Raw genomic sequence first — 20666 nt, forward strand, 5'->3', positions numbered from 1 at the left:
TCCCCTCACCCCGACCATTTTCAGGGTCGTTAGCTCAGTTGGTAGAGCAGTTGGCTTTTAACCAATTGGTCGTAGGTTCGAATCCTACACGACCCACCATGTAAAGAGGGCATCTCGAAAGAGATGCCCTTTTTCTTTTGCCTCGAATTTATCCCACGCAAAAAAAATGCACCTTTCGGTGCAGTTCGCATGCCCCTGTGGGAGCCGGCTTGCCGGCGATGAGGCCAGTCCAGATAACCTGGCCTCATGCCGCTCGCTAAATCAGTGCAGCTTCAACCGCGGCTCGGTGCCGCGCCCAATCTTGCTGCCCAGCATCATCAGCGCCGTGCGGAAGAACCCAAACAGCGCCATCTGGTGCATGCGGTACAGCGACACATAGAACATCCGCGCCAGCCAGCCTTCCAGTTTCACGCTGCCCATCAGGTTACCCATCAGGTTGCCCACCGCCGAGAAGCGCGACAGCGACACCAGCGAGCCGTAATCCTTGTACTCATAAGTCGGCAGGGCTTTGTTCTCCAGCCGCGCCTTCAGGCTCTGCGCCAGCATCGAAGCCTGCTGGTGCGCCGCCTGCGCCCGAGGCGGTACGTTGCGGTCGCTACCCGGTTGCGGGCAGGCGGCGCAGTCACCGAAGGCGAAGATGTTGTCGTCGCGGGTGGTCTGCAGGGTTGGCTTGACCACCAGCTGGTTGATGCGGTTGGTTTCCAGGCCATCGATGTCCTTGAGGAAGCCCGGCGCACGGATACCCGCCGCCCAGACTTTCAGGCTGGCCTGGATCACTTCGCCATCCTTGGTTTTCAGCCCGTCCTCGGTCACTTCGCTGACCGCGGCATTGGTCAGCACTTTCACGCCGAGTTTTTCCAGCGTCTTGTGCACCGGCACGCTGATGCGCTCGGGCAGGGCAGGCAGGACCCGCGGGCCGGCTTCGATCAGGGTGATGTGCATGTCCTTGGGCTGGATGCGGTCCAGGCCATAGGCTGCCAGCTCGTGGGCCGCGTGGTGCAGTTCGGCCGCCAGCTCGACACCGGTGGCACCGGCGCCGACGATTGCCACGCTGATCTGCTCGCTGGCCACGTCGCCTGCGTGGGCACGCAGGTAGTGGTTAAGCAGTTGCTGGTGGAAGCGCTCGGCCTGCTTGCGGGTGTCCAGGAACAGGCAGTGCTGCGCCGCGCCCAGGGTGCCGAAGTCGTTGGTGTTGCTGCCCACGGCGATCACCAGGGTGTCGTAGGCCAGGGTGCGCGCAGGCAGCAGCTCGCGGCCCTCTTCGTCGAGGGTGGCGGCCAGTTGAATCTGCTTGCCTTCACGGTCCAGGCCGCTCATGCGCCCCAGCTGGAAGTTGAAGTGGTTCCACTTGGCCTGGGCCACGTAGTTCAGTTCGTCTTCCGAGGAGTTGAGCGAGCCGGCGGCCACTTCGTGCAGCAGCGGCTTCCAGATGTGCGTGAGGTTGGCGTCGACCAGGGTGATCTCGGCCTGCTTGCGCTTGCCCAGGCTTTTACCCAGGCGGGTCGCCAGTTCCAGGCCGCCGGCGCCGCCGCCGACAATCACGATGCGATGAGTCATGGGAATATCTCATAAGGTTTACGGAATCCGTGGCCGTGCCGGCCGGCCGCAAACTGCACGAGGGGAGGGCGAGCGCAAGGCAGCTCATAGCACCAGTCCACTCAGCAGGCGGCTGATGAGGCCCAACCCGATGGTCACCGCCAGCACCAGCGCAAGGAGCAACCAAGGCCGGAAGGGCCTGCGCTCGACTTGATGCTGGGGGGCTCGCAGATACTCATCGACACGACGCTGATCTTCAGGATTCAGGCGGCTGGTCATGGTGGGCCTCGTCAGGTAGACGTTTGTGACTGCATGCACGCTACAGCGTTCATGCAAGCGCTTGAAACAAATGATAATGCTTTCTATCCCTGGCGCCGAGTGTACGCCATCGCAAAGACTCTCGGCACTGGATCAAAGACTGATGCCCACGTCGAACACGATGCTGCGCCCCAGGTTGCCGCGCAAGAAATCCGGCGCATCGGGGTGGGCGAACAGCACCCGGGCGAAGGTCGGCCCCACCAGCGACAGCGACCGCCAGCCCTGGCGCAGGTATTCGGTGGGCGGCGGGAAGTGGGTGTTGAGGTCGAGCACCTCGCGCTTGAGGCTGGCGAAGGCGATGATGTCCAGCTCGTTGAGCTCCAGCCCGCGTTCGCGGTAGTTGTGCGCCTTCTTGCGCAAGGTCGGGGCCAGGCGCGCCAGCAGCTCGCTGGCGGCGATGCGCCGGGGCCGCGCTTCGCGGCGCACCAGCTGGGCCAGGGAGAAGGCGCTGCGCCTGCGCTGCAATTCTTCGCGCCATTCGTCATTGAGCCGGCGCCCTTCATCGAGCACGAAAAATACCTCGAACGCCGCGTCGCGGAACAACACGTCCGGCGGCTCCTGGCCAGCCGGGGTGAAATCCTCGCTGCGATAGGGGATGTTCAGCCCCTGCAGCAGGCGCTGGCATACCCAACGCTCCCGCTCCCACTTGCGTGCATTGGAGAGGAAGGCATTGGCTTGTTCGGCCTGGATGGTGAGCAGGCGCAGGTAGTCTGAGTCATCCATGCCACAAGCTTAGTCGCTAATCCATGACGATAAGATGCTGTTTTCAATGGGTGTAGACTCAAGCTTATCCACAGGCCGGCAAGGGGTATGCCTCAGGTGATCAGCGCGCAGGTGTTGTCCGATACCAGCCTAAGCCTTGGCTGGCTGGGTTATGTGCCTTTGTTGGTATGGGCGGCCAGCCGTACCCGCTGGGTGGAGCTGTTCACCGACCGGCGCCGGCAGCACCTGCTGTTTGGCACGGTGTTCTGCCTGTTTGCCCTGTGGCTGGTGCGGCGCGACTTCGATACCGGGGTGTCGTACCACTTCATCGGCATGACGGCCGTGACCCTGCTGCTGGATTGGCCGCTGGCGATTCTGGGGGGCTTCTTCGCCCAGCTCGGGTTGCTGGCGCTGGGGCGGCAGGACTTGGCAGCGCTAGGGGTGAACGGGTTGTTGCTGGTGGGTTTGCCGGTGCTGATTACCGAGGTGTGTGCCCTGCTGGTCGAGCGGGCGCAGCCGCGCAACCTGTTCGTGTACATCTTCTGCTCGGGGTTTTTCCCGGCTGCGCTCACGGTGCTGGTCTGCGTGTTGGCGGCGCTGGGTTTGCTGTGGCTGGATGGGCGTTTCGCCATGCCGGAGTGGTTGAGCGACTTTGTGGGCTACCTGTGGCTGATGATGTTCCCGGAGGCGTTCATCAACGGCATGGTGATCAGTGCGCTGGTGGTTTTTTGCCCGGAATGGCTGGAGACGTTCAACCGCACCCGGTATCTGCAGGCGCCGTGGAAGGATGAAGAGCGGTAATGTTGTAGTGGCTTGGCTGGCCTCTTCGCGGGACAAGCCCGCTCCCACAGGATGGCCACAGCTTTCAGAACCTGAGGTGTACCTGTGGGTGCGGGCTTGTCCCGCGAAGAGGCCGCAACAGGCAGCAGCTTAGTGGCGCGGCTCCAGATCCCCTGAATACAGCTCATCCTCAGACTCTTCAGCCCCCGGAATCTTGTGCTCCTCGGCCGCCCAGGCCCCCAGGTCGATCAACTTGCAGCGATCGGAGCAGAACGGCCGGAACGCGCTCTTCTCGTTCCATTCCACAGGTGCGCCACAGGTCGGGCAATCGACGGTCAATGGCTTGCTCATGGCTGGCCTCCTCGTAAAGTCAGGTAAAAGTGGTGCAAACGGTCGATCTGCTGGTGCAACGCCGCCAGGTCGCCGTCATTCACCACCACATCATCGGCATGGCGCAGGCGCTCCTCGCGGGCCAGTTGGGCGTCGAGAATCGCCTGCACCTGCTCGGCGCTGGTGTTGTCGCGCTGCAAGGTACGCGCTACCTGCAATGCCTGGGGCGCATCGATCACCAGCACACGCTGGGTCTTCAAGTGCTGGCCAGACTCGATCAGCAGCGGCGACACATACACCGCATAAGGCGACTGGGCCTTGGCCAGGTAACTGAAAATCTCCTGCCCGATCAGCGGGTGCAGCAGCTGCTCCAGCCATTTGCGCTGCGCCGGGTCGGCGAAGATCAACTGGCGCAGGGCCGCGCGATCGAGCTGGCCATCTTCCAGCAACACGCCGGGGCCGAAGCGCTCGACGATGCTGGCCAGGGCCGGGCGGCCGGGTTCGACGACCCAGCGCGCCGCCTGGTCGGCATCGACCAGGTGCACGCCAAGCTCGACGAAGCGTTCGGCGGCTGCGCTCTTGCCGCTGCCGATGCCGCCGGTAAGGCCGAGAATCCAAGGTGTGAAGGCCGCAGTGGTCATCAGAATCCAAGCAGTTGCAGGTAGGAAGCGTATATTTCATCACCCCAGAGCACAGCAATCCACCCCGCAATGGCCAGATAAGGGCCAAAGGGTATCGCCATGCTCACCGGGCGCTGGCGCAGGCGCAGCAAACTCAGGCCGATTACCGCCCCCAGCACCGACGACAGCAGCAGGGTCAGGGGCAGTACCTGCCAGCCCGCCCAGGCGCCGATCAGGGCCAGCAGCTTGAAGTCGCCATAGCCCATGCCTTCCTTGCCGGTTACCAGCTTGAACAGCCAATACACCGTCCACAGGCTCAGATACCCGGCCACCGCGCCCCACAAGGCATGGCTCAGCGGCACGAAGATGCCGCAGGCGTTGACGATCAGCCCCAGCCACAGCACCGGCAGCACCAGCACGTCCGGCAGCAGGCCGTGGTCGGCATCGATCAGGCTCAGGGCCAGCAGGCTCCAGGTCAAAAGCAGTGCGAACAACGCCGCGAGCGAGGGGCCGAAGTGCCAGGCCACCACCAGCGATAGCGCCGCGCAAACGGCTTCCACCAGCGGATACCTGGCACTGATGGCGCCTTTGCAGGCCGAGCAGCGCCCGCGCAGCATCAGGTAACTCAGCAGCGGAATGTTCTCCCACGCCCGAATGCGATGGCCACAATGCGGGCAGTGGGACGCGGGCAGGCACAAATCGAAGCGCTCGTGCCGATGAGGTTCAAGCCCCCGTACCTCCTGGGCCTCCCGCTGCCATTGGCGCTCCAGCATGATCGGCAGGCGATACACCAGCACGTTGATGAAGCTGCCCACCAACAGGCCGAGCAAGGCCGCCAAGGTGATGAAGTACGCCGGCTGTTCAGCCAGCAAAGTCCATAAAGTCATGTTCAGATCAAGCTACCCAACTGGAAGATCGGCAGGTACATCGCCACCACCAGGCCGCCCACCAGCACGCCCAGGACCGCCACGATGGCCGGCTCGAGCAGGCTGGTCAACTGCTCCAGCGCCTGGCTGACCTGTTCTTCGTAATGGCTGGCGGCTTTATCCAGCATCTGCTCCAGCGTGCCGCTGGATTCGCCGATGGCGGTGAGTTGTACCAACAGGGGCGGAAACATCGGCTCGGCCGTCATCGCCTGGTGCAGCCCCTGCCCATTGGCCATGCCCTGGCGCAGGCGCAGTACGGCCCGTTGCTGCAAGTCGCCCCCGCAGGCCCCGGCTACCGTGCCCAGCGCATCCAGCAACGGCACCCCGGCGGTATACGCCGTGCCCAGGCTGCGGGCGAAGCGCGCCAGGGCGGCTTGCCCGAGCAGCGTGCCGAATACCGGCACACGCAGCGCTTGGCGAGATATCCACAGGCGGGCCGGCACGTGCTTGCGATACAGCGCGCGCCCACCCAGGCAAAGCACAACGGCAGTTATCAACAGCAGCGGCGCCACACGCCCCAGCCCTGTGGACAAGTCGATGACCCACTGCGTGAAGGCAGGCAGTGCCGCATCAAAGCCCGCGAACAGCGCCTGGAAACGCGGAATCACTTCCAGCAACAAGATCGCCGACACCCCCAGGCCTGTCAGCAACAGCAGCAGCGGATAGAGCATCGCCTTGCGCAGTTTCTTGTGCAGCGCCTGACGCTGCTCCAGCATCCCCGCCAGCTGTTCGAGTTGCCGGTCCAGCGTGCCGGACTGCTCGCCCACCCGCACCAGGTTGCAGTACAACGCATCGAACCAGCCTGGGTGGCGCTGCAAGGCATCCGCCAGCCCAAGCCCCGCGCCCACATCCTGTTGCAAGCGCTGCAGCAACGCCGCCTGCCCGGCATCGCAGCCGCTGCGGCCCATCACCTCGAACGCCTGCAGCAGCGGCACACCCGCTTTCAGCAACGTCGCCAACTGCCGGCTGAAGCCCGCCGGGTCGCATTTGCCCCGCCCCTTCGGCCAGCGCCAGGCCCACTCGCCAACGGCGCGTAAATGCGCAACGTGAATCCCCTGATGCAACAGCCCGGCGCGCACATACGCCGGGCTGCGCCCACGCGTTTGGCCACTGACGGCTGCGCCACTGGCATCGGTGCCGTGCCAGGCGTATCGCTGAGTCGAATGCTTCATGCAAAGGTCCTTTTTGCCGTTGCGACAAGCCTGGAAACAGCTTGCCGCGTCCTTGGAGGGGCACGCTTCCCTGAGGCTCACTAGAGTAGTTCAGCGAGCATGACGCCCAGACGGGCAGGGGTGACAAAAGGTGTCCGTTCAGGCCTACTGCGCCGCTGCGAGTCTGGGGTCGAGCCTGACCCCACCGAGTATGCGAATCAAAAAGGAAAACGTTCATGAAAGGGCAACGCGGTATCACCCTGATCGAACTGATGATCGTCGTGGCGATCATCGGCATTCTGGCGACCATCGCCATCCCGATGTACACCAACCACCAGGCCCGCGCCAAAGCGTCCGCCGGCCTGCTGGAAATCTCCGCGCTGAAGACCGCGATGGACCTGCGCCTGAACGAAGGCAAGGACGTGGCCGACGTCGCCGCCTTGGGCGGCCAGGCGGCCACGTCCCATTGCGCCATCACCGCCCAGGGCAGCGCCGCCAATGGCAGCGCCACCATCGGCTGCACCCTGGCCGATGCACCGGCCATCGTGCTCGGCAAGACCCTCACCCTGACCCGCTCGGCCACCGGCTGGAGCTGCGCGACCAACATCGAAGAAGACCTTGCGCCGACGGGCTGCAAGGGGGCTTGAGGGCAGGGGAATTAGCGAGGGGAAACAGGGGTTTGCGTAACGGCTGCGGCAGTGGTACGTTGCGCTACACGCCGGTGTAGCTCAGTCGGTAGAGCAGCGCACTCGTAACGCGAAGGTCGCAGGTTCGATTCCTGTCTCCGGCACCAGAGACCAGTTTCCAGAAGTCTATGACTGTCTACGAAACACCCCGCAAAGCCCGCCTAGCGCGGGCTTTGTTGTTTCTGCCTGTCTCGTTTTGTCTCTGGGCATCTACGCGATTTAGGGATATGGTTAGGGATATCTCGGTTCGACAAGGAAACGTATCCCTATGGCGCGCACAGTGGTGCCTCTCACCGATCCCAAATGTGATGCGGCTAAGCCTCGGGAGAAGGATTACAAGCTGTTTGATGGTAAAGGCCTCTACCTGCTGGTGAAGCCGTCAGGGGTCAAGACCTGGCGTATGAAGTACACCAAACCTGATGGCCGTGATGGTTTAGCTACGTTCGGCAACTATCCGGCGCTCGGCTTGAAAGCGGCCAGGGAGAGACGCGCTCAGGCGCTTGAACTCCTTGCTGCAGGGAAAGACCCCATCGAGCAGGCGCGCTTGGACAAACAGGAAGCGGCTAACGCCCGGGCGAATACATTCCGTTTGCTTGCTCAGGAATGGCACGCGGCCTGCGCTCGTAAGTGGACACCTGGTCATGCTGCCACCGTATGGCGACGGATCGAATCACACCTGTTGCCCACCCTCGGTGATCGTCCGGTCGCGGAGCTGAAAACACGGGATCTGCTCGTACCGCTGAAAGCGGCAGAAAAGCGGGATACCTTAGATACGGCTGCACGCCTACGTCGGTACATGACGGGCATCCTCCGCATGGCAGTTCAGCATGGGCACCTGGACTTCAATCCTGCGATCGATCTGCAAGGCGCCACTGCTACTCGCAAAACAGCACATCGGCCTGCTCTGCCATTTGATCGGTTACCTGAGCTTCTGCAGCGGATAGATGCCGACAGCGGGCGCGGCCTGACCAAGCTCGCGGTGCAGCTGACCTTGCTGGTGTTCATCCGCTCCAGTGAGCTTCGGTTCGCTCGCTGGGGAGAGATCGACATGGGGAGGTTGATGTGGGAAATACCTGGTGAGCGCGCGCCTATCGAGGGAGTAAAGAACTCCCATCGCGGTTCGAAGATGAGCACGCCACACTTGGTTCCGCTCAGTCGTCAATCAGTTAGTGTCTTAGAGCGAATCCGTGATCTCACCGGCCGATTCGATTTGGTATTTGCAGGTGATCACCATCACTGGAAACCCATGAGCGAAAACACCGTCAACAAGGCCCTTCGACGCATGGGCTATGACACGAAGTCAGAGGTGTGCGGCCACGGTTTCAGGACAATGGCATGTTCAGCACTGGTTGAGTCTGGGCTGTGGAGTAAAGACGCCGTCGAACGACAGATGAGCCATCAGGAGCGAAACACAGTGCGCGCAGCGTATATCCACAAAGCAGAACACATTCAGGAACGAAGGCTCATGGTGCAGTGGTGGGCAGATTATTTGGACGCCAATCGAGTTGAAGCGATCACCCCGTACGACTTTGCCCACCGAGATGCTGTAGCGAGCGACATTTGAGACTTCAAGAAACGCATGAGGCATCGAGAGCCAGCGATGCGTTACGGTCGTCAATGCTCGTGGATCGTAGCCACCAATTGGGATGTTTCATGTGTAACTCGTGTTTCGGGGCTGGTGGAACCGTTGAAAATCCTAGCCTCCGGACTGGTAACACATCGCCGGCCCAGGCGGACAAGCAGGTGTATCAACGCTATATGGTGTTTCGCACCACTGTTGCCTGTCGGCAGCTTAGCGATCTATCGCTCAGGCTCATTATTCGATCAAGGGGGCGTGGGGTGTGATCTGGTCCGAAAATGAGGTGGAGCAATTCACGTTCGAGCTTGCGAATACTGACATCAGTAGCCTGCTCGATGAGATCCAGATGATGGAGGATGCTGTAGCGGAAACTGCACTTTTCCCTGAGTTTCGTGAGCACTTTCGCCAGGCATTTGATGTGATAAACGTGGCAGCTTCATATTGGCTCGAGGAAGCTTTGGGGTATTCCAGTCAAGCAAGGCGGGTAATCCATGAGACGTTCAGGCAGCGAGATCTCATTTACGAGCGATTGTGCTTTGCCCAGTCGTTTTCGCTGCCGGATGTAGTGCGTGAGGTGCTAGGTCAAGTTGAAGCTATTCCTAGCTCTCGAATGGCGGCGAGCTACGCCTTCGCGCAAGCGCTGGACGCTGTTCAGATGCTGGCTGATTGGCTGGGGAATGTTGAGCTCAATGTGTACGACATCAACCCTGACTTAGCCGAATACCTAAGGCTGAATGATCCCGATTTTTTTCAAACCATGGTTGAGCGCCAACGTCGTACCCAACCGGGCAGGGAAGCTGAGGTGAGAGAGACCTTTGCCCAGTGGGTGGCTGAATCGGAAAAGGTTTTGATGCTTGCTGACCTTCATCGCCAGTCTGAAGTCGCGTTGAGCTCTGGGACGCTTCAGCCAGGTAGTTTTTTTCCGGCGATGATCGACAAAATCTACACCGTGAAAAGCTCCGAGCGGGCTCGCTTGGCTGGCAAGGGGAACAGTCGGCCAGGTACCGCTACTCAAGATGGAAAGGCGAAGAAGCGGGAGCTCACCAGGGCCGCCGTTGAGCGTATCAAGAAGTCCTACCCTGAAATTGAACCTAAGGCACTGCTATCCAGGCTGATCGGTATAGAGGGGATCGGAACACGGGACACGATTAGGGAAAATCTCAGAGAACTGGGAGAGTACGGCCCTAGGAAAAAAAGAAAAACGAGCGGACCGTGTTGATTCGTTTTTGAGTTTTTAGTCTGTGCCTGTCTCTGTAGATATAGGCATGACTATGACCACTTTCTCCGCACCAACCTCCCTCCATTCTGGGCGCGACCCACAGACCACTCTGATCCGCATTACTGAAGTGATGGCCATCGTAGGGTTGGCCCGTCCCACAATCTACAAGCTGATGCAGCAGGCCGAGAGTGGCTTTCCGCTGCCGGTGAAGCTGAGCAACAGCACCGCCCGGGGCGCCCCGGTAGCCTGGGTTCTTTCCGAGGTTCAAGCATGGACGCGTAGCCGCATTCAGGCTCGTGACCGGGTGGCAGCATGAGCGTGCGCCGTTATCACTTCACTGGCCCATTCCATGATCCATATGGCGCAGCGTTCTGCCTCTACAAGCCTGGGGATATCAACTGGCGCCACAGGATCATTGCCGGGGTGAGTTGGAACGGTCAGTCCCAGGAGGCGTTCTTTTTCAACCCGGATGGCCTAGCCATTCCGCTTCGCGCGAACCCGTGGGAAATGCCCGCGTTCATGCGGAAGAATGGAATCCGTCGCGAGTTCTCCACCATCGTGGGAGAAGGGCCGTTCGCAATGGACAAACAGCGGCGTTTAGGCCTCACAGCAATTCAACTGGCTGAATGGGTAACCTACTGGTTCACCGATGAGAGTTATCTCTATTCAAATGATGCTGAGGTTTGGGAGGGCTGGGTAGCGAACGATCTGGATGAAGAACAGGCCACCAGCGAACAAAGTCATGCGTTTGGACGAGACCAGACAGACCTGGATACTTTCGTAACTGAGTGCGTTGCAAAACGTGAAGAGTGGCTCGCTGAGGAGTACCGCCGCCGGTGCAGGGAAGACGCGAGGATCTTCGCCTGGCTTAAAGGCGAAGCGCCCCCACTGACATCCGGCTACTGACCGCTCCGGCCCGCACCTCTCAAACGAAAACGCCCCGGCTGCTACCGAGGGCGTTGAGGTAAGTCTTCATGCCTGCTCAATTTAATCTTGCATTCGCGCTTGTGCAAGTAAGCGCACCTGTTGCGCTTCTGCTCGCTCGCGTTTACTCTGTGGCCGTCGCTGCAAATTCAGCGACCGACCTTGGCCGGTCGAACTACTCAAGGCGCACAAGCGCCCACCATACGATTGCAGGCGCTTTTTTTGTGCCCGCAGTTTCGTGTTATGGCGGCTGTGCGTGGGACACCTTCGGGTGTGCCGGGTGCCTTGAGTCCCGGTCGGCCAACCCGCGTACAGCCGTCACCATTCCTTGCTTGGCCGCAAGCGGTGATGGCTCCTCAACTCAAGGAGCAACACCCAATGCACACCCTCCGTCCGTCCAAAATTCGCGCCGCTGCCCATCGGGCATTGGCTCTCGCCGCTCTTCACGCCGACTCCAGCCTTCGTACTCGCCTTGCCCGTTACAACGACCATATGGTCAAAGCCCGCGCCCTGGAAAACACAGGGTGTGCGCAATGAGCATTTCTCTGAGCATCGCCCTTCCCGAAGATCTCCTCGCCGTGCCTGCGCAGGCCAATGCGGGTATTCCCATTGATGCCATCACTTGCGCAGTAGAACGCGCCAACGCAGTTCTGCTGCTGTTGGAAGATCAGTTCGAATGTGACGCCCCTCGCTTGGCGAACCGCGTGATCGCCGCTGCCCTGTGGGACGTACGCGGGACGCTGGGGCTGATTCGCACGCTGGTGATTCATGCTGACGAATCTAGCCGTCGTGCGGTATCTGGAGGTGCGCAATGAAGGCCTCCTTGGAGATCAACACCGCCGGCGGCGCCACCTTTGCCTATTGCAACTCGCAGAGCGCACCGCTGTTCCGCGTTAATGCCGGCATTTCTTGTGAGGAAGCGCTTGAGCAAGCCTCGCTTCTGATGGACTGCATCAATAAGCTCACTCTGCGGGGTGGAGTGGAAAATGAGAATGGGACGGTGGTTTGGGCTGCTCACTACCTCGGGGAAATGGCTAAAGCCCTCATCGATGACGTCGCCACAGGGCTTCAAATTGCCCAAGGCGGTGGCGTATGAGCGGACCCAAAGTCAACAGCCGTCGCCCCACCTTTGCACAGGTCAAAGCTGAGGCGCTTCGTCAGATTGACCGGGTGCTCTCGCACTGGCTGCCAAGTGGAAAACGTGTAGACGGTGGAAAGGAATACACCGCACCGAACCCCACCCGGAATGACAAGCACGCCGGCTCCCTGAAAATCAGCCTGACGAAGGGCACGTGGGCTGACTTTGCCACGGGTGACAAAGGCGGCGATCTAATCGACCTGGTGCGCTATCTCGAAAGCTGCTCTGACGTTGACCCATGCCAGAAGCTTGTCGAGTTTCTGCGTATTGATCCCCGTGCGGATATCTTGGATCAGCCGGCGAAAAAATCCGCCGCTTCTGAATGGCTGGCTGTGTTGCCGATTCCCGCTGAGGCGATGACGAAATGCCCAAGCAAGCACCGACAGCATGGGGCTCCGTCGAAAGTTTGGTGTTACCGCAACGGTCAAGGCGAGCCCTTGATGGTTCTCTATCGCTTCGATATCGCCTGTAGTCAAGGTGAGCCCTCCAAGAAGGTATTTGCGCCGCTCACCTGGTGCAAACGTGGCGCGAAGGGGCCGGCTCAATGGCGCTGGCAGGGGCTGGCTGAGCCACGCCCACTGTTACGCCTGGACGAGCTGGATAAGAAGCCAGACGCGCCAGTGATTCTCTGTGAGGGCGAGAAGGCAGCTGATGCAGCCCAGATGCTTCTGCCCAGTCACGTGGCCACCTGTTGGCCGAACGGCTCCAACTCTTGGCACAAGGCGGACTTCACCCCATTGCAGGGCCGTGGGGTGCTCTTGTGGCCCGATAACGATGACAGCGGCGCGAAGTGCATGCAGGCGGTAGCCGCCAAGCTGGCGGAAATGGGTTGTGCAGTGCAAACCATCGAGCTATCAGTGTTCAAGCGCAAGCCTGTGCTCAAGGGCGAAACGCCGAGCCTTACCAAAGGCGGACGCTGGGACGATGGTGATGATGCCGCCGATGCACTGGAAAAAGGGTGGACTGCTGCGCATCTCGCATTGCTTGCTGAGACCGGTGAGCTGTTTGGCGGCTCGAATCAGAGCGCTCTATCGTCTGTCGAGGTGGTTGATGCGGAGCCAAGCAAAGCGGAGAAAGCGAAGGCCCGCCCCAGCCGGAATATACTCCCGACTGGCTTCCGCCTGACAGAAGAAGGTGTGTTCTACGCCACCGAAGATGGTGACGCACGCCCCGTATGTTCGCCCCTTGAAATTCTCGCGCGTACCCGCGACGAGAAAGGACACAACTGGGGGCTGCTCGTCGAGTTCGACGATCCCGACGGGGAAAAGAAGCGCTGGAACATCCCGGCGCGGACTATGACCGGCGATTTTGGCAAAGACGTATTGGGCCCCTTGGTCGACATGGGGCTGCGCTTGGCCGGATCTAGGTCAGGCAGGCATGCGCGCAACGACCTGCAGAGCTATCTGCAGGGTTTTGATAGCTCGCAGCGAGCACGACTGGTTACCCGTTTAGGCTGGCACAACAATGCATTCCTGCTGCCTGATCGACAGATCGGTCAGCATGGTGAGCACCTGCATTTCTATGACGCTGGAGCCCAGCTCCCGCCAATCAACGAGGCGGGCACCCTAGAGCAGTGGCAGAGCCAGATCGGCGCTCTCTGTGTCGGTAATCATCGCTTGGCGTTTGTGGTCAGCACGGCCTTTGCGGGCCCCTTGCTTCATCTGCTGGGACACGAGTCCGGCGGTTTTCACCTTTATGGTGACAGTTCCGGCGGGAAGACTACGCACTTACAGGTGGCTGCGTCGGTGTACGGCGGGCCGCGTTTGGTACGTTCTTGGAGGTCGACCGACAACGCCCTGGAGTCGATCGCAGCGGCACACTCTGATGGACTCCTGATACTGGACGAAATCGGGATGTGCGACGCTCGCATCATCGGCGAGACGGTCTACATGCTCGGCAACGGCACCGGCAAAGCCCGGGCGAATGATCGAGGACAAGCAGGCCGTTCTGTGCAGGAATGGCGCCTGCTGTTCCTCTCTACCGGAGAGAAGACTCTGGCCCAGCACATGGCCGAAGCCAACAAGGAGCTCAAGGCCGGCATGGAGGTTCGCATGCTTGCGGTGCCAGCGAATGCCAGTAAAGGGCTGGGTATGTTCGACACCCTTTGCGGATTCGAGGATGCGGCAGCACTGTCGGACGCGCTCAAACTGCGGGTGAGTAAGTTCTACGGTACGCCGCTCACAGTTTTCCTAGAGGCTTTATGCGCTCCCGGCAAGCTACCTGGCCTGGTGGCCGTTTTGCGCCGGACCGTTGAACAGTTCATCGCACAGAACCTGCCAGCGTCGGCAAGTGGTCAGGTGCAGCGCGCCGCCCTGCGCTTTGGCCTGGCTGGTGCTGCTGGCGAGTTGGCTACAGCCTTGGGCGTTACTGGCTGGCCGGACGGCGCTGCGCTCACTGCAGCTCGTGTCTGCCTGCATGCTTGGCTGGTGGAGCGCGGCGGTGCGGGGAACATGGAGGGCGAAGCCATCATGGCGCGCCTGCGTCAAGTTATTGAGCGCTTCGGCGAGAGCCGGTTCACGCGATGGGAGTCCATCGCGGCGAAGGTCGATGAGCACGGCCCTCGAACGATCGACCGTTTGGGTTTCCGCAAAACCATGGAGCACGGCATGGGCGACACCATGCACACGACCATCACTTACTACGTACTCCCGGAGGCTTGGCGATCGGAGGTGTTCCGGGGAATGAACATTACGGCCGTAAACCGCGAGTTGATAGAGCGGGGGGTGCTACAGAGTGGTAAGGACGGAAAAGCGTCCTGCACTGTGAGGCTGCCTGGCATGGGAATGCAGCGCTGTTATGTGGTGCTGAGTGAGCCGAGCACCGAGGCTCCGCTGGCTGAGGCTGCGTAAAAGGCAGACCTTCCCCCAGAGGTATACGCCGGCGCGTCCGGCCTCGCCAGCCGCTCAACTCACATCTCAATTTTATGGACGACATAGCAATGAAAAGCCTTGAACAACTCAATATCGAACGTAGCCAATACCAAGCAGAGCTCCAGGAGCTCAAAGGGCAAATCGCTCAATGCGAAGCGCGCCTGAATGATCCAGATTTCGCTGCGACCTCCGCCGGTGATGACTTACAGATCCGTTTGCGGGAGGCAAACTCCAAAGTTGACAATACTGAGCACAAGATTTTCCTCATCGATCAGGACATTGCATGGTTTGACCGAAAATCCAATAGCTCCGAACTGATGGCTGAATACAAGGAGACCATGAGCAACTGGGAAACTGATAAGGCTGATCTTGAGGGCAAGCGGAAGGTGCTGAGCACTCGGTTGGCTGAAACCAAGAGCCAGTGCGAGAAGATGATTGCCGATGCTCGCCAAGCTGAGGAGGATGCCGCTCGGGCCTATGCCCAATCAGTTGCCTGGAGCGACGTTGAGGGCGAGAAAAAGGCTGCAGATGCTGCGCAGAAGGCAGCGAAGACTTTGAGTTCTGTAATGGAGCATCAGCGTCGCCAGAGCTTGATTATCGCTGCAATGGAACAGGAAATGGAAACCATCGAGGCGCACATCGAGGAAGCTGTTCAGGAAATTATCAAGGCCGAGCGCTCCGCGGTCTTGGTGGCCCTGGAGCGTCTGGAGGAGCAGTGGGATGTCTCGGTCGCAGAGCTTCTTGATCTGGGAGCCAAGCTGTATGCAGCGAAGCGTTACATGGGCCGCGAAGGGATGGCATTTCATCGCTTCCACGTGAGTAGCCAATTGGACAGCTCCACCCATTGGAGCGCCAGAGATTTGGGTTCGATGAGTTACCAATATTCCACCGCGGAGATACTCGATATCGAGCTATCCGCTTCCGATCTGTTCAACACAGCCGCCTGAGTTAACACCAGAGGCATAGGGCTGCTTTTGTGCCTTGATGCGTTTGGTGTCAGCGTGCCCTTCGGCACCTCGCGATCGAACCTGCACGCTTCGCGCAAGCTGGTTGAACCCGGTTGCGACCTCAAGCCATAACGGAATCTTGACTACAGCGGGGTCGATTGCAGTAAAAAGCACTTGAATTTAATGCCGGCACTGTCTATATATACAGTGCCGGAATCGATCGTTCTAAGTGATTCTGTTGCCGTCCATGGACGCGTCTGCAGACCAACGGATATTTGCAGGTCAGCTCCCACTCTCGTAATCTCACATTGATATTACTGAAACGGAAGTCGACCTGTGATCACGCTGAAAACCGCCATCATCCACAGCTTTAAGAAAACTGCTCATACAGATCTCGTTTCTGATGTGGTGAAAAAGGACGTCGTCCTCGACACCCAAAACCCAGCGTTGGAGTCCCTCGTCGAAGGTATCAATGGCCTAATTGGTAAAGAAGGGAACAGCGTGGTCTACGGCCAGTTTGCAGACGACGGTCGCCAAGGTCCATTTCCCGATCGATTTAGTGCTTTCGTCGATGCTAGTGACGATGAAGATGAATTCGTCGCCTTAACCCATTTGGCCATGGATCAACTGGTCGAGCAGGCGAGGGAGCAAACCTTGGCTACCGGCGGTCACATTCTCTGCGCGCAATACACCTCAGGCGCGTCTGATTTCTTTCTGGTCGCCAGTATCAAACAGCGTGGCGGTATTCAACTTGATGAAAACTATGTGCCCAAAGCTATCCAGGAAGTGGACCTGAAGACTGTTCAGCAGGCGGCCAGGATCAACATGTTAAAATTCGCGACAGTCACTGCCGCTGCCGCTGCGGTGCTTACTGCTGAAGGAAACGCAGTGGCGGATGCTGAGGACGCAGAAGAGGTTGATATGACTTATCTGTGCTTCATCAGCCGCGGACGTGACAGCCAGGCATCTGATTATTTTATCACCGCCTTGGGGTGCGCCAAAGGTGTGGCTTCCGGACGAGCGACCAAGAATGCCATCGACTACGTTGGCCGTTTTTTTCGCAACAATAAACAACTCAAGCCCTTTGCATATAAAGCGAAAGAAGCGGTTGTTCGGTACTTGCAGGACCGTTTAGCGGATGGGAAATCCGCTCGGCTGGATGCGATCTGCCATGCTGCAATTCAGCATGTTCCACCTGATCTCGTCGAGGAAGTAGCTGGTCTGAAAGATTATCTCAATGATGAAAAGCATCGAGTTCCAGAGGACTTTACCGTCAATCCGAAATCGCTCAAAGAGAAAACCAGAATTAAAGGTGAAGCCGTAAGCTGGTCACTTCAATTCGAGCGTGGAGCCTTAGGGAAGGAGCCAAACTCTGATGTTTTTTACGATGAAGGACGTAAAAAATTAACACTGTCAAATATGAACCAAGAGCTCGTTGACTTGATTGAGAAAGAGTTTCAGGCCAGGGTCGGGTAATCCATGTTTTCCAATGTTGTAGCGCTCTACCGCGTAATGGGATCGCCAGTCATAGAAGATGGTGTAGTGTCCTATGAAGGGCCGCTCACTGCTGATATAGATGCTGCGCTGCGGGCGTGTAGGGATCTGCAGCCTGAATTCGGAAAAATCCAACATTATGAAATTATTGAAGGTGGTGCGGTTGAGATCGAACTCCGCTTACCTACGAATGAATCTGGCCGATTTTATAAAAAGATTAACGATTTAGCCCGGAATGGATCGTTGGGAAAGGGTCAGTTTCCGCCGAATGTGTATGTAGTTGATTTAGATTGGGCCGATTTTGACGATAGCGAACCGGCACCAATCAAACAGCTCCGACAGGTATGTCGATTAATCGAGCTCCTGGCTTTGCTAGCGATCGGCGTTGATAAGGACAGTAGTCCAGATACCTATAATCTATTCTTCGCTTTACCTCCCGATGGCGCAAAACCACCTAGGACGTTTCTTCTTCCGACGCTAGTTGATGAAAATGTCTTTGGGTATGAGCTCAGGCATTTGAGTCTGCTTGAGGAAATTCTTAACCCTAAAAATGAAAACAAAGCTCACCTTTCTGAACGCAAACTTATGGTTCGGATGGCAATCGCCAGCGTAATTGAGAAGTTTGAGAGCGAACCAAACCACTTTCTTGCCGTGGTGCGCGAATGGAATGAGGTCTTATCTACATATCGTGCTAATTTGCAGACATACGTGTACAGTTTTTCATTCGAAAAGGCTCGACGCGAATTAGCGCAAGCGGAAATTGATTATGGCACCAAACTCAGCGGTGTGTTAGGAGACATTGCCGGCAAAATGCTTGCGCTCCCGATCTCATTTGCTGGATGGGTAGCATTGAACAAAAGTAGCTCTGAGTTTGAAGGGTTCGTTATAGTATTGGGCTTGATCGTTGTTTCGCTGGTTTTATTCGCAATTTTACACAATCAGATGTTGCAAACGAATCGTTTATTGCATAGTTTTAATGTCGTTTTTGACGACTTTAGAGACAAAATAAAAACATACCCGCCCAAGCTTCAAGGGCTGCTCAAAATAACAATTGAGCAAGTTGAAACGCAGGGGCGTACTTTGCAGCGTACCTTTCTACTATTGCAGGGGCTGGCGCTATTGCCAGGGGGCGGCGCGGTGTTGTTGGCCCTGATTAAATATTGGGACTCAGTTCTAGCGGTTGTTGTCAGTCTCATCTCGGCTATCTCCGCAGCTCCATATGTTGATCCGATTTTTCTTAGCCCGTAGCCCGTAGCCAATAGCGTAAGGTCACGAGTGCGGTCACTGTTGCTGAATAAATGGATGCCCGCGTTTTCACTACTAGTAGTCTCTGCGAGAGACAAGTAACGTTGAAGCGGTCATCCCTAGTAGGTTGCTGTCGGCTATAGCTTTAAGCATTGACTAGTTTTAATTCGAATGTGTAGTTAAGGAAAAAGCACATTCGTCAAATTTCCTGTGCGTGTTTCTTCCAGTAGGGATGACTTGTCAACTACGCCCATGCTGAAAAATAGCTCATTTGCCTCTGCTATTTTTGCGTCATTGATGAACTCATCACAAGCTCCGAAGTGATGGAAAAATCTATTTAGCTTGCAAATACCAATTGTATAGTGTCCTTTAGGAGTTAGATCCACATACACCCGATTTGCTTTAATGATATGCGCTTCATAATCGTCAATGTGAGGGTGAACTATACGAAATGACGAGGATGCCGTGGGGTATCGTTTACGGCGGGTTCCTGTAATAACAGGCTTATGTAATACCTCATTTTTCCCCTTGTACTCATTACAGTCGGGACAGATCACACAAAGATTTTTAGGTTCAAAAATAAATTCCAGGTACTGAGATTTTGGAACTATATGCTCAATGGGTGCAGCATGTGCTGCCCGAATCCCAATGGGCTCTTTGCAGTAAACACATTGAAGTCTCTGTATTGTTCTGTAGTGATTTCTCACTTCTGCGCGGAGAGCTTTAAGGTCATCATCACCCCAGTTGGTATGTGTGAATGCCGGGTCTGAGTTTTTCTTTTCAATAAGCGCCAAGGATTCAGCGTTAAATTCTACTGGGCGATCAATTATTGGCATAGATTTCACATACCTGAACTACAGATTCCACCAGGTCTTTAGTAGGGTCTAAATGGTCAACGTTTTTCACCAGAGCCTTAAGCTGGTTTAGTTCAGTCCAGTTCTCATGAGTGACCCGCTTGGCTGATTTAACTCTTGATAACAAACTAAAAGCAAGTCTCGCAATGTATTCATTCATAACTCCCGGTGCGTCAAAAAGTTCGGCGAGTTGGTAGTCTGCAGACCGCTTGCTAAATTCGGCCGATTTTCGAACAGAATAATCTGATAGTGAAGTGATATAGCACCCTTCACTGGGCAGCCTAGAAATTATTTGTGGTGAATGGGTGGCAATTATGAATTGGCAGCCTGCGTAAGATGAGAATGTCCTAGTAAGCAATATGATAAACTCTTCTTGCCAACGCGGATGCAGACTAATTTCAGGCTCGTCAATTAATATTACAGAGTTGTCTGTTATATGTCCTGCAATACCTAGCATCATCACTAAGAGGCATTGCTCTCCTGAGCTGGCTCGTTTCAGCGACATTGGGCCAAAACTTTTTTTGGTAAGCCGAATGTCCATCAGCCGCATAAGCCCGGCGCTCAGTAGCGTTAGGATTGCTTTAGCAAGCCCGCCGCTTGCATAGTGAGAGCCCGCATAAAACGCGCCTGAAGCAAAATCTACAGTGAGAGTTACCGCCTTGCGTGAAGACTCAAAACGATTCACCTCGATCATCGCCGCGTAAATGTCGTGACGCTGATCTTCATTGTAGCTTCGCAGTTGACTTATATAACGTCCGTCTAAACTAATGTCATGCCGAATGTTTAGGCTATCTATTTCTCGCAGTAGATCGCTTTCATAATGATGGATGTCGCCAATGGATATTGATTTTCCTATGTATCCAGGCTTAAAGATGAACTCTGCATGGGGCTCGAAATCAAGAGACTCAAAAACATCCAAGAGGTTTGCTGTGTTATCTAAGCTTGCAAGTTTTTCTAGCCACCCTTTGGCGGCTGACGACAGAAGCGATACAGCACTCGAAGCCCCAAAAGGTCCTTCGCCGCGCATACCAACATATCTATAGTTAGTCTCGGTTTCTTGCGTGCTGGATTGTCTGCGGTTGGATGGAAATTTGTCGAATGGGCTTGTTGAGACTGCTATTAGCTTAGGAAAAACTTCCGGTTTTCGATATTGAATGAAGTTTGGTGCTATCGAGTAGCTCCTAATGCAATCCCTGGCGATGTTAGACAGGAGTCGACTTTTGCCTAATCCGTTCTTTCCCACTATGACGGTGAATATATTCTTATCGCGAGCCACGTCATCCCTTATGGCTAACTCAACCGTACCGTAATCAGAATTGGTGCTAAATATCCTATTCATGCTTTTCC

At 57.0% G+C, this 20666-nt stretch carries 21 protein-coding genes and 2 tRNA genes; 14 read left to right on the top strand and 9 right to left on the bottom strand.

Features of this window, described 5'->3' with window-relative positions:
* Positions 1-23 precede the first annotated feature (23 nt).
* Positions 24-99 (top strand) — tRNA-Lys (locus B3E94_RS00580).
* A 162-nt stretch (positions 100-261) separates the two neighbouring features.
* Here B3E94_RS00580 and B3E94_RS00585 read toward each other — a convergent pair.
* From B3E94_RS00585 to B3E94_RS00595, 3 genes are all read right to left on the bottom strand, one after another.
* A complete protein-coding gene (locus B3E94_RS00585) occupies positions 262-1557 on the bottom strand; it encodes an NAD(P)/FAD-dependent oxidoreductase (RefSeq protein ID WP_176513864.1) in 1296 nt (431 codons plus the stop codon).
* 84 nt (positions 1558-1641) lie between these two features.
* Positions 1642-1815, bottom strand: a complete 174-nt coding sequence (locus B3E94_RS00590; RefSeq protein ID WP_003247547.1) for a DUF3094 family protein — start codon at positions 1813-1815, stop codon at positions 1642-1644.
* A 132-nt stretch (positions 1816-1947) separates the two neighbouring features.
* Positions 1948-2577 (bottom strand): DUF1780 domain-containing protein, encoded by a 630-nt coding sequence (locus B3E94_RS00595; RefSeq protein ID WP_176513865.1) that lies wholly within the window; start codon positions 2575-2577, stop codon positions 1948-1950.
* 87 nt (positions 2578-2664) lie between these two features.
* On the opposite strand from B3E94_RS00595, the gene B3E94_RS00600 reads away from it, so the two are divergent.
* Positions 2665-3357 carry an energy-coupling factor ABC transporter permease gene (locus B3E94_RS00600; RefSeq protein WP_236236425.1) on the top strand — a complete coding sequence of 231 codons (693 nt, stop codon included), beginning with the start codon at positions 2665-2667 and terminating at the stop codon, positions 3355-3357.
* A gap of 129 nt (positions 3358-3486) precedes the next feature.
* Here B3E94_RS00600 and yacG read toward each other — a convergent pair whose 3' ends face one another.
* From yacG to B3E94_RS00620, 4 genes are read right to left on the bottom strand one after another with little or no spacing between them, the layout of a single operon-like run.
* Complete coding sequence (gene yacG / locus B3E94_RS00605) at positions 3487-3687, bottom strand: DNA gyrase inhibitor YacG (RefSeq protein ID WP_176513869.1); 201 nt, start codon at positions 3685-3687, stop codon at positions 3487-3489.
* Positions 3684-4307, bottom strand: coding sequence for a dephospho-CoA kinase (gene coaE / locus B3E94_RS00610; protein WP_176513872.1), 624 nt, complete (start codon positions 4305-4307; stop codon positions 3684-3686). Before coaE ends, yacG begins: the two co-directional genes overlap by 4 nt.
* Complete coding sequence (locus B3E94_RS00615) at positions 4307-5173, bottom strand: prepilin peptidase (protein ID WP_286911941.1); 867 nt, start codon at positions 5171-5173, stop codon at positions 4307-4309. Before B3E94_RS00615 ends, coaE begins: the two co-directional genes overlap by 1 nt.
* A 2-nt stretch (positions 5174-5175) precedes the next feature.
* A complete protein-coding gene (locus B3E94_RS00620) occupies positions 5176-6384 on the bottom strand; it encodes a type II secretion system F family protein (protein WP_286911942.1) in 1209 nt (402 codons plus the stop codon).
* A 215-nt stretch (positions 6385-6599) separates the two neighbouring features.
* Between B3E94_RS00620 and B3E94_RS00625 the strand changes: the two genes are divergently transcribed.
* The 12 genes from B3E94_RS00625 to B3E94_RS00680 all read left to right on the top strand — a co-directional run bounded on the left by B3E94_RS00625 (position 6600) and on the right by B3E94_RS00680 (position 18468).
* On the top strand, positions 6600-7010 hold the full coding sequence (locus tag B3E94_RS00625) for a pilin (protein ID WP_176513877.1): 411 nt from the start codon (positions 6600-6602) through the stop codon (positions 7008-7010).
* Positions 7011-7080: 70 nt separating this feature from the next.
* Positions 7081-7156: transfer RNA gene (locus B3E94_RS00630), tRNA-Thr, on the top strand.
* Between the two features lie 161 nt (positions 7157-7317).
* The gene (locus tag B3E94_RS00635; RefSeq protein ID WP_286911943.1) at positions 7318-8613 is read left to right on the top strand and encodes a tyrosine-type recombinase/integrase; all 1296 of its coding nucleotides are present in this window, start codon (positions 7318-7320) and stop codon (positions 8611-8613) included.
* Between the two features lie 277 nt (positions 8614-8890).
* A complete protein-coding gene (locus B3E94_RS00640) occupies positions 8891-9847 on the top strand; it encodes a hypothetical protein (protein WP_286911944.1) in 957 nt (318 codons plus the stop codon).
* A 46-nt stretch (positions 9848-9893) separates the two neighbouring features.
* Positions 9894-10163 carry a helix-turn-helix transcriptional regulator gene (locus B3E94_RS00645; protein ID WP_409521228.1) on the top strand — a complete coding sequence of 90 codons (270 nt, stop codon included), beginning with the start codon at positions 9894-9896 and terminating at the stop codon, positions 10161-10163.
* Positions 10160-10753 (top strand): hypothetical protein, encoded by a 594-nt coding sequence (locus tag B3E94_RS00650; protein WP_286911945.1) that lies wholly within the window; start codon positions 10160-10162, stop codon positions 10751-10753. Before B3E94_RS00645 ends, B3E94_RS00650 begins: the two co-directional genes overlap by 4 nt.
* Before the next feature lie 551 nt (positions 10754-11304).
* Positions 11305-11586 (top strand): hypothetical protein, encoded by a 282-nt coding sequence (locus B3E94_RS00655; RefSeq protein ID WP_286911946.1) that lies wholly within the window; start codon positions 11305-11307, stop codon positions 11584-11586.
* Positions 11583-11867 carry a DUF3077 domain-containing protein gene (locus tag B3E94_RS00660; protein ID WP_286911947.1) on the top strand — a complete coding sequence of 95 codons (285 nt, stop codon included), beginning with the start codon at positions 11583-11585 and terminating at the stop codon, positions 11865-11867. Before B3E94_RS00655 ends, B3E94_RS00660 begins: the two co-directional genes overlap by 4 nt.
* The gene (locus B3E94_RS00665; RefSeq protein WP_286911948.1) at positions 11864-14758 is read left to right on the top strand and encodes a DUF927 domain-containing protein; all 2895 of its coding nucleotides are present in this window, start codon (positions 11864-11866) and stop codon (positions 14756-14758) included. Before B3E94_RS00660 ends, B3E94_RS00665 begins: the two co-directional genes overlap by 4 nt.
* 89 nt (positions 14759-14847) lie before the next feature.
* Positions 14848-15726 (top strand): hypothetical protein, encoded by an 879-nt coding sequence (locus B3E94_RS00670; protein WP_286911950.1) that lies wholly within the window; start codon positions 14848-14850, stop codon positions 15724-15726.
* Positions 15727-16062: 336 nt separating this feature from the next.
* Positions 16063-17202: a nucleoid-associated protein gene (locus B3E94_RS00675; RefSeq protein WP_286911951.1), complete on the top strand. Its 1140-nt coding sequence runs from the start codon at positions 16063-16065 to the stop codon at positions 17200-17202.
* 3 nt (positions 17203-17205) lie between these two features.
* Positions 17206-18468: a hypothetical protein gene (locus tag B3E94_RS00680; RefSeq protein WP_286911952.1), complete on the top strand. Its 1263-nt coding sequence runs from the start codon at positions 17206-17208 to the stop codon at positions 18466-18468.
* A 176-nt stretch (positions 18469-18644) separates the two neighbouring features.
* Here the strand turns inward: B3E94_RS00680 and B3E94_RS00685 are convergent, their stop codons facing one another.
* Both B3E94_RS00685 and B3E94_RS00690 read right to left on the bottom strand, forming a co-directional pair.
* Positions 18645-19301: an HNH endonuclease gene (locus tag B3E94_RS00685; protein ID WP_286911953.1), complete on the bottom strand. Its 657-nt coding sequence runs from the start codon at positions 19299-19301 to the stop codon at positions 18645-18647.
* Positions 19288-20658, bottom strand: a complete 1371-nt coding sequence (locus tag B3E94_RS00690; RefSeq protein ID WP_286911954.1) for an AAA family ATPase — start codon at positions 20656-20658, stop codon at positions 19288-19290. The genes B3E94_RS00685 and B3E94_RS00690 overlap by 14 nt, the downstream gene beginning before the upstream one ends.
* Positions 20659-20666 lie beyond the last annotated feature (8 nt).

This window comes from Pseudomonas sp. UBA6315 (assembly GCF_002438125.1).
GTDB lineage: Bacteria > Pseudomonadota > Gammaproteobacteria > Pseudomonadales > Pseudomonadaceae > Aquipseudomonas > Aquipseudomonas faucium.

What these genes read in the sequence shown, in the direction of transcription:
- B3E94_RS00650 (WP_286911945.1), top strand. Translation starts at nt 10,160, where the DNA reads ATGAGCGTGCGCCGTTATCACTTCACTGGCCCATTCCATGATCCATAT.
- B3E94_RS00685 (WP_286911953.1), bottom strand. Translation starts at nt 19,301, where the DNA reads ATGCCAATAATTGATCGCCCAGTAGAATTTAACGCTGAATCCTTGGCG.
- B3E94_RS00645 (WP_409521228.1), top strand. Translation starts at nt 9,894, where the DNA reads ATGACTATGACCACTTTCTCCGCACCAACCTCCCTCCATTCTGGGCGC.
- coaE (WP_176513872.1), bottom strand. Translation starts at nt 4,307, where the DNA reads ATGACCACTGCGGCCTTCACACCTTGGATTCTCGGCCTTACCGGCGGC.
- B3E94_RS00585 (WP_176513864.1), bottom strand. Translation starts at nt 1,557, where the DNA reads ATGACTCATCGCATCGTGATTGTCGGCGGCGGCGCCGGCGGCCTGGAA.
- B3E94_RS00590 (WP_003247547.1), bottom strand. Translation starts at nt 1,815, where the DNA reads ATGACCAGCCGCCTGAATCCTGAAGATCAGCGTCGTGTCGATGAGTAT.
- yacG (WP_176513869.1), bottom strand. Translation starts at nt 3,687, where the DNA reads ATGAGCAAGCCATTGACCGTCGATTGCCCGACCTGTGGCGCACCTGTG.
- B3E94_RS00625 (WP_176513877.1), top strand. Translation starts at nt 6,600, where the DNA reads ATGAAAGGGCAACGCGGTATCACCCTGATCGAACTGATGATCGTCGTG.
- B3E94_RS00690 (WP_286911954.1), bottom strand. Translation starts at nt 20,658, where the DNA reads ATGAATAGGATATTTAGCACCAATTCTGATTACGGTACGGTTGAGTTA.
- B3E94_RS00680 (WP_286911952.1), top strand. Translation starts at nt 17,206, where the DNA reads ATGTTTTCCAATGTTGTAGCGCTCTACCGCGTAATGGGATCGCCAGTC.
- B3E94_RS00620 (WP_286911942.1), bottom strand. Translation starts at nt 6,384, where the DNA reads ATGAAGCATTCGACTCAGCGATACGCCTGGCACGGCACCGATGCCAGT.
- B3E94_RS00600 (WP_236236425.1), top strand. Translation starts at nt 2,665, where the DNA reads ATGCCTCAGGTGATCAGCGCGCAGGTGTTGTCCGATACCAGCCTAAGC.
- B3E94_RS00670 (WP_286911950.1), top strand. Translation starts at nt 14,848, where the DNA reads ATGAAAAGCCTTGAACAACTCAATATCGAACGTAGCCAATACCAAGCA.
- B3E94_RS00615 (WP_286911941.1), bottom strand. Translation starts at nt 5,173, where the DNA reads ATGACTTTATGGACTTTGCTGGCTGAACAGCCGGCGTACTTCATCACC.
- B3E94_RS00655 (WP_286911946.1), top strand. Translation starts at nt 11,305, where the DNA reads ATGAGCATTTCTCTGAGCATCGCCCTTCCCGAAGATCTCCTCGCCGTG.
- B3E94_RS00635 (WP_286911943.1), top strand. Translation starts at nt 7,318, where the DNA reads ATGGCGCGCACAGTGGTGCCTCTCACCGATCCCAAATGTGATGCGGCT.
- B3E94_RS00660 (WP_286911947.1), top strand. Translation starts at nt 11,583, where the DNA reads ATGAAGGCCTCCTTGGAGATCAACACCGCCGGCGGCGCCACCTTTGCC.
- B3E94_RS00595 (WP_176513865.1), bottom strand. Translation starts at nt 2,577, where the DNA reads ATGGATGACTCAGACTACCTGCGCCTGCTCACCATCCAGGCCGAACAA.
- B3E94_RS00665 (WP_286911948.1), top strand. Translation starts at nt 11,864, where the DNA reads ATGAGCGGACCCAAAGTCAACAGCCGTCGCCCCACCTTTGCACAGGTC.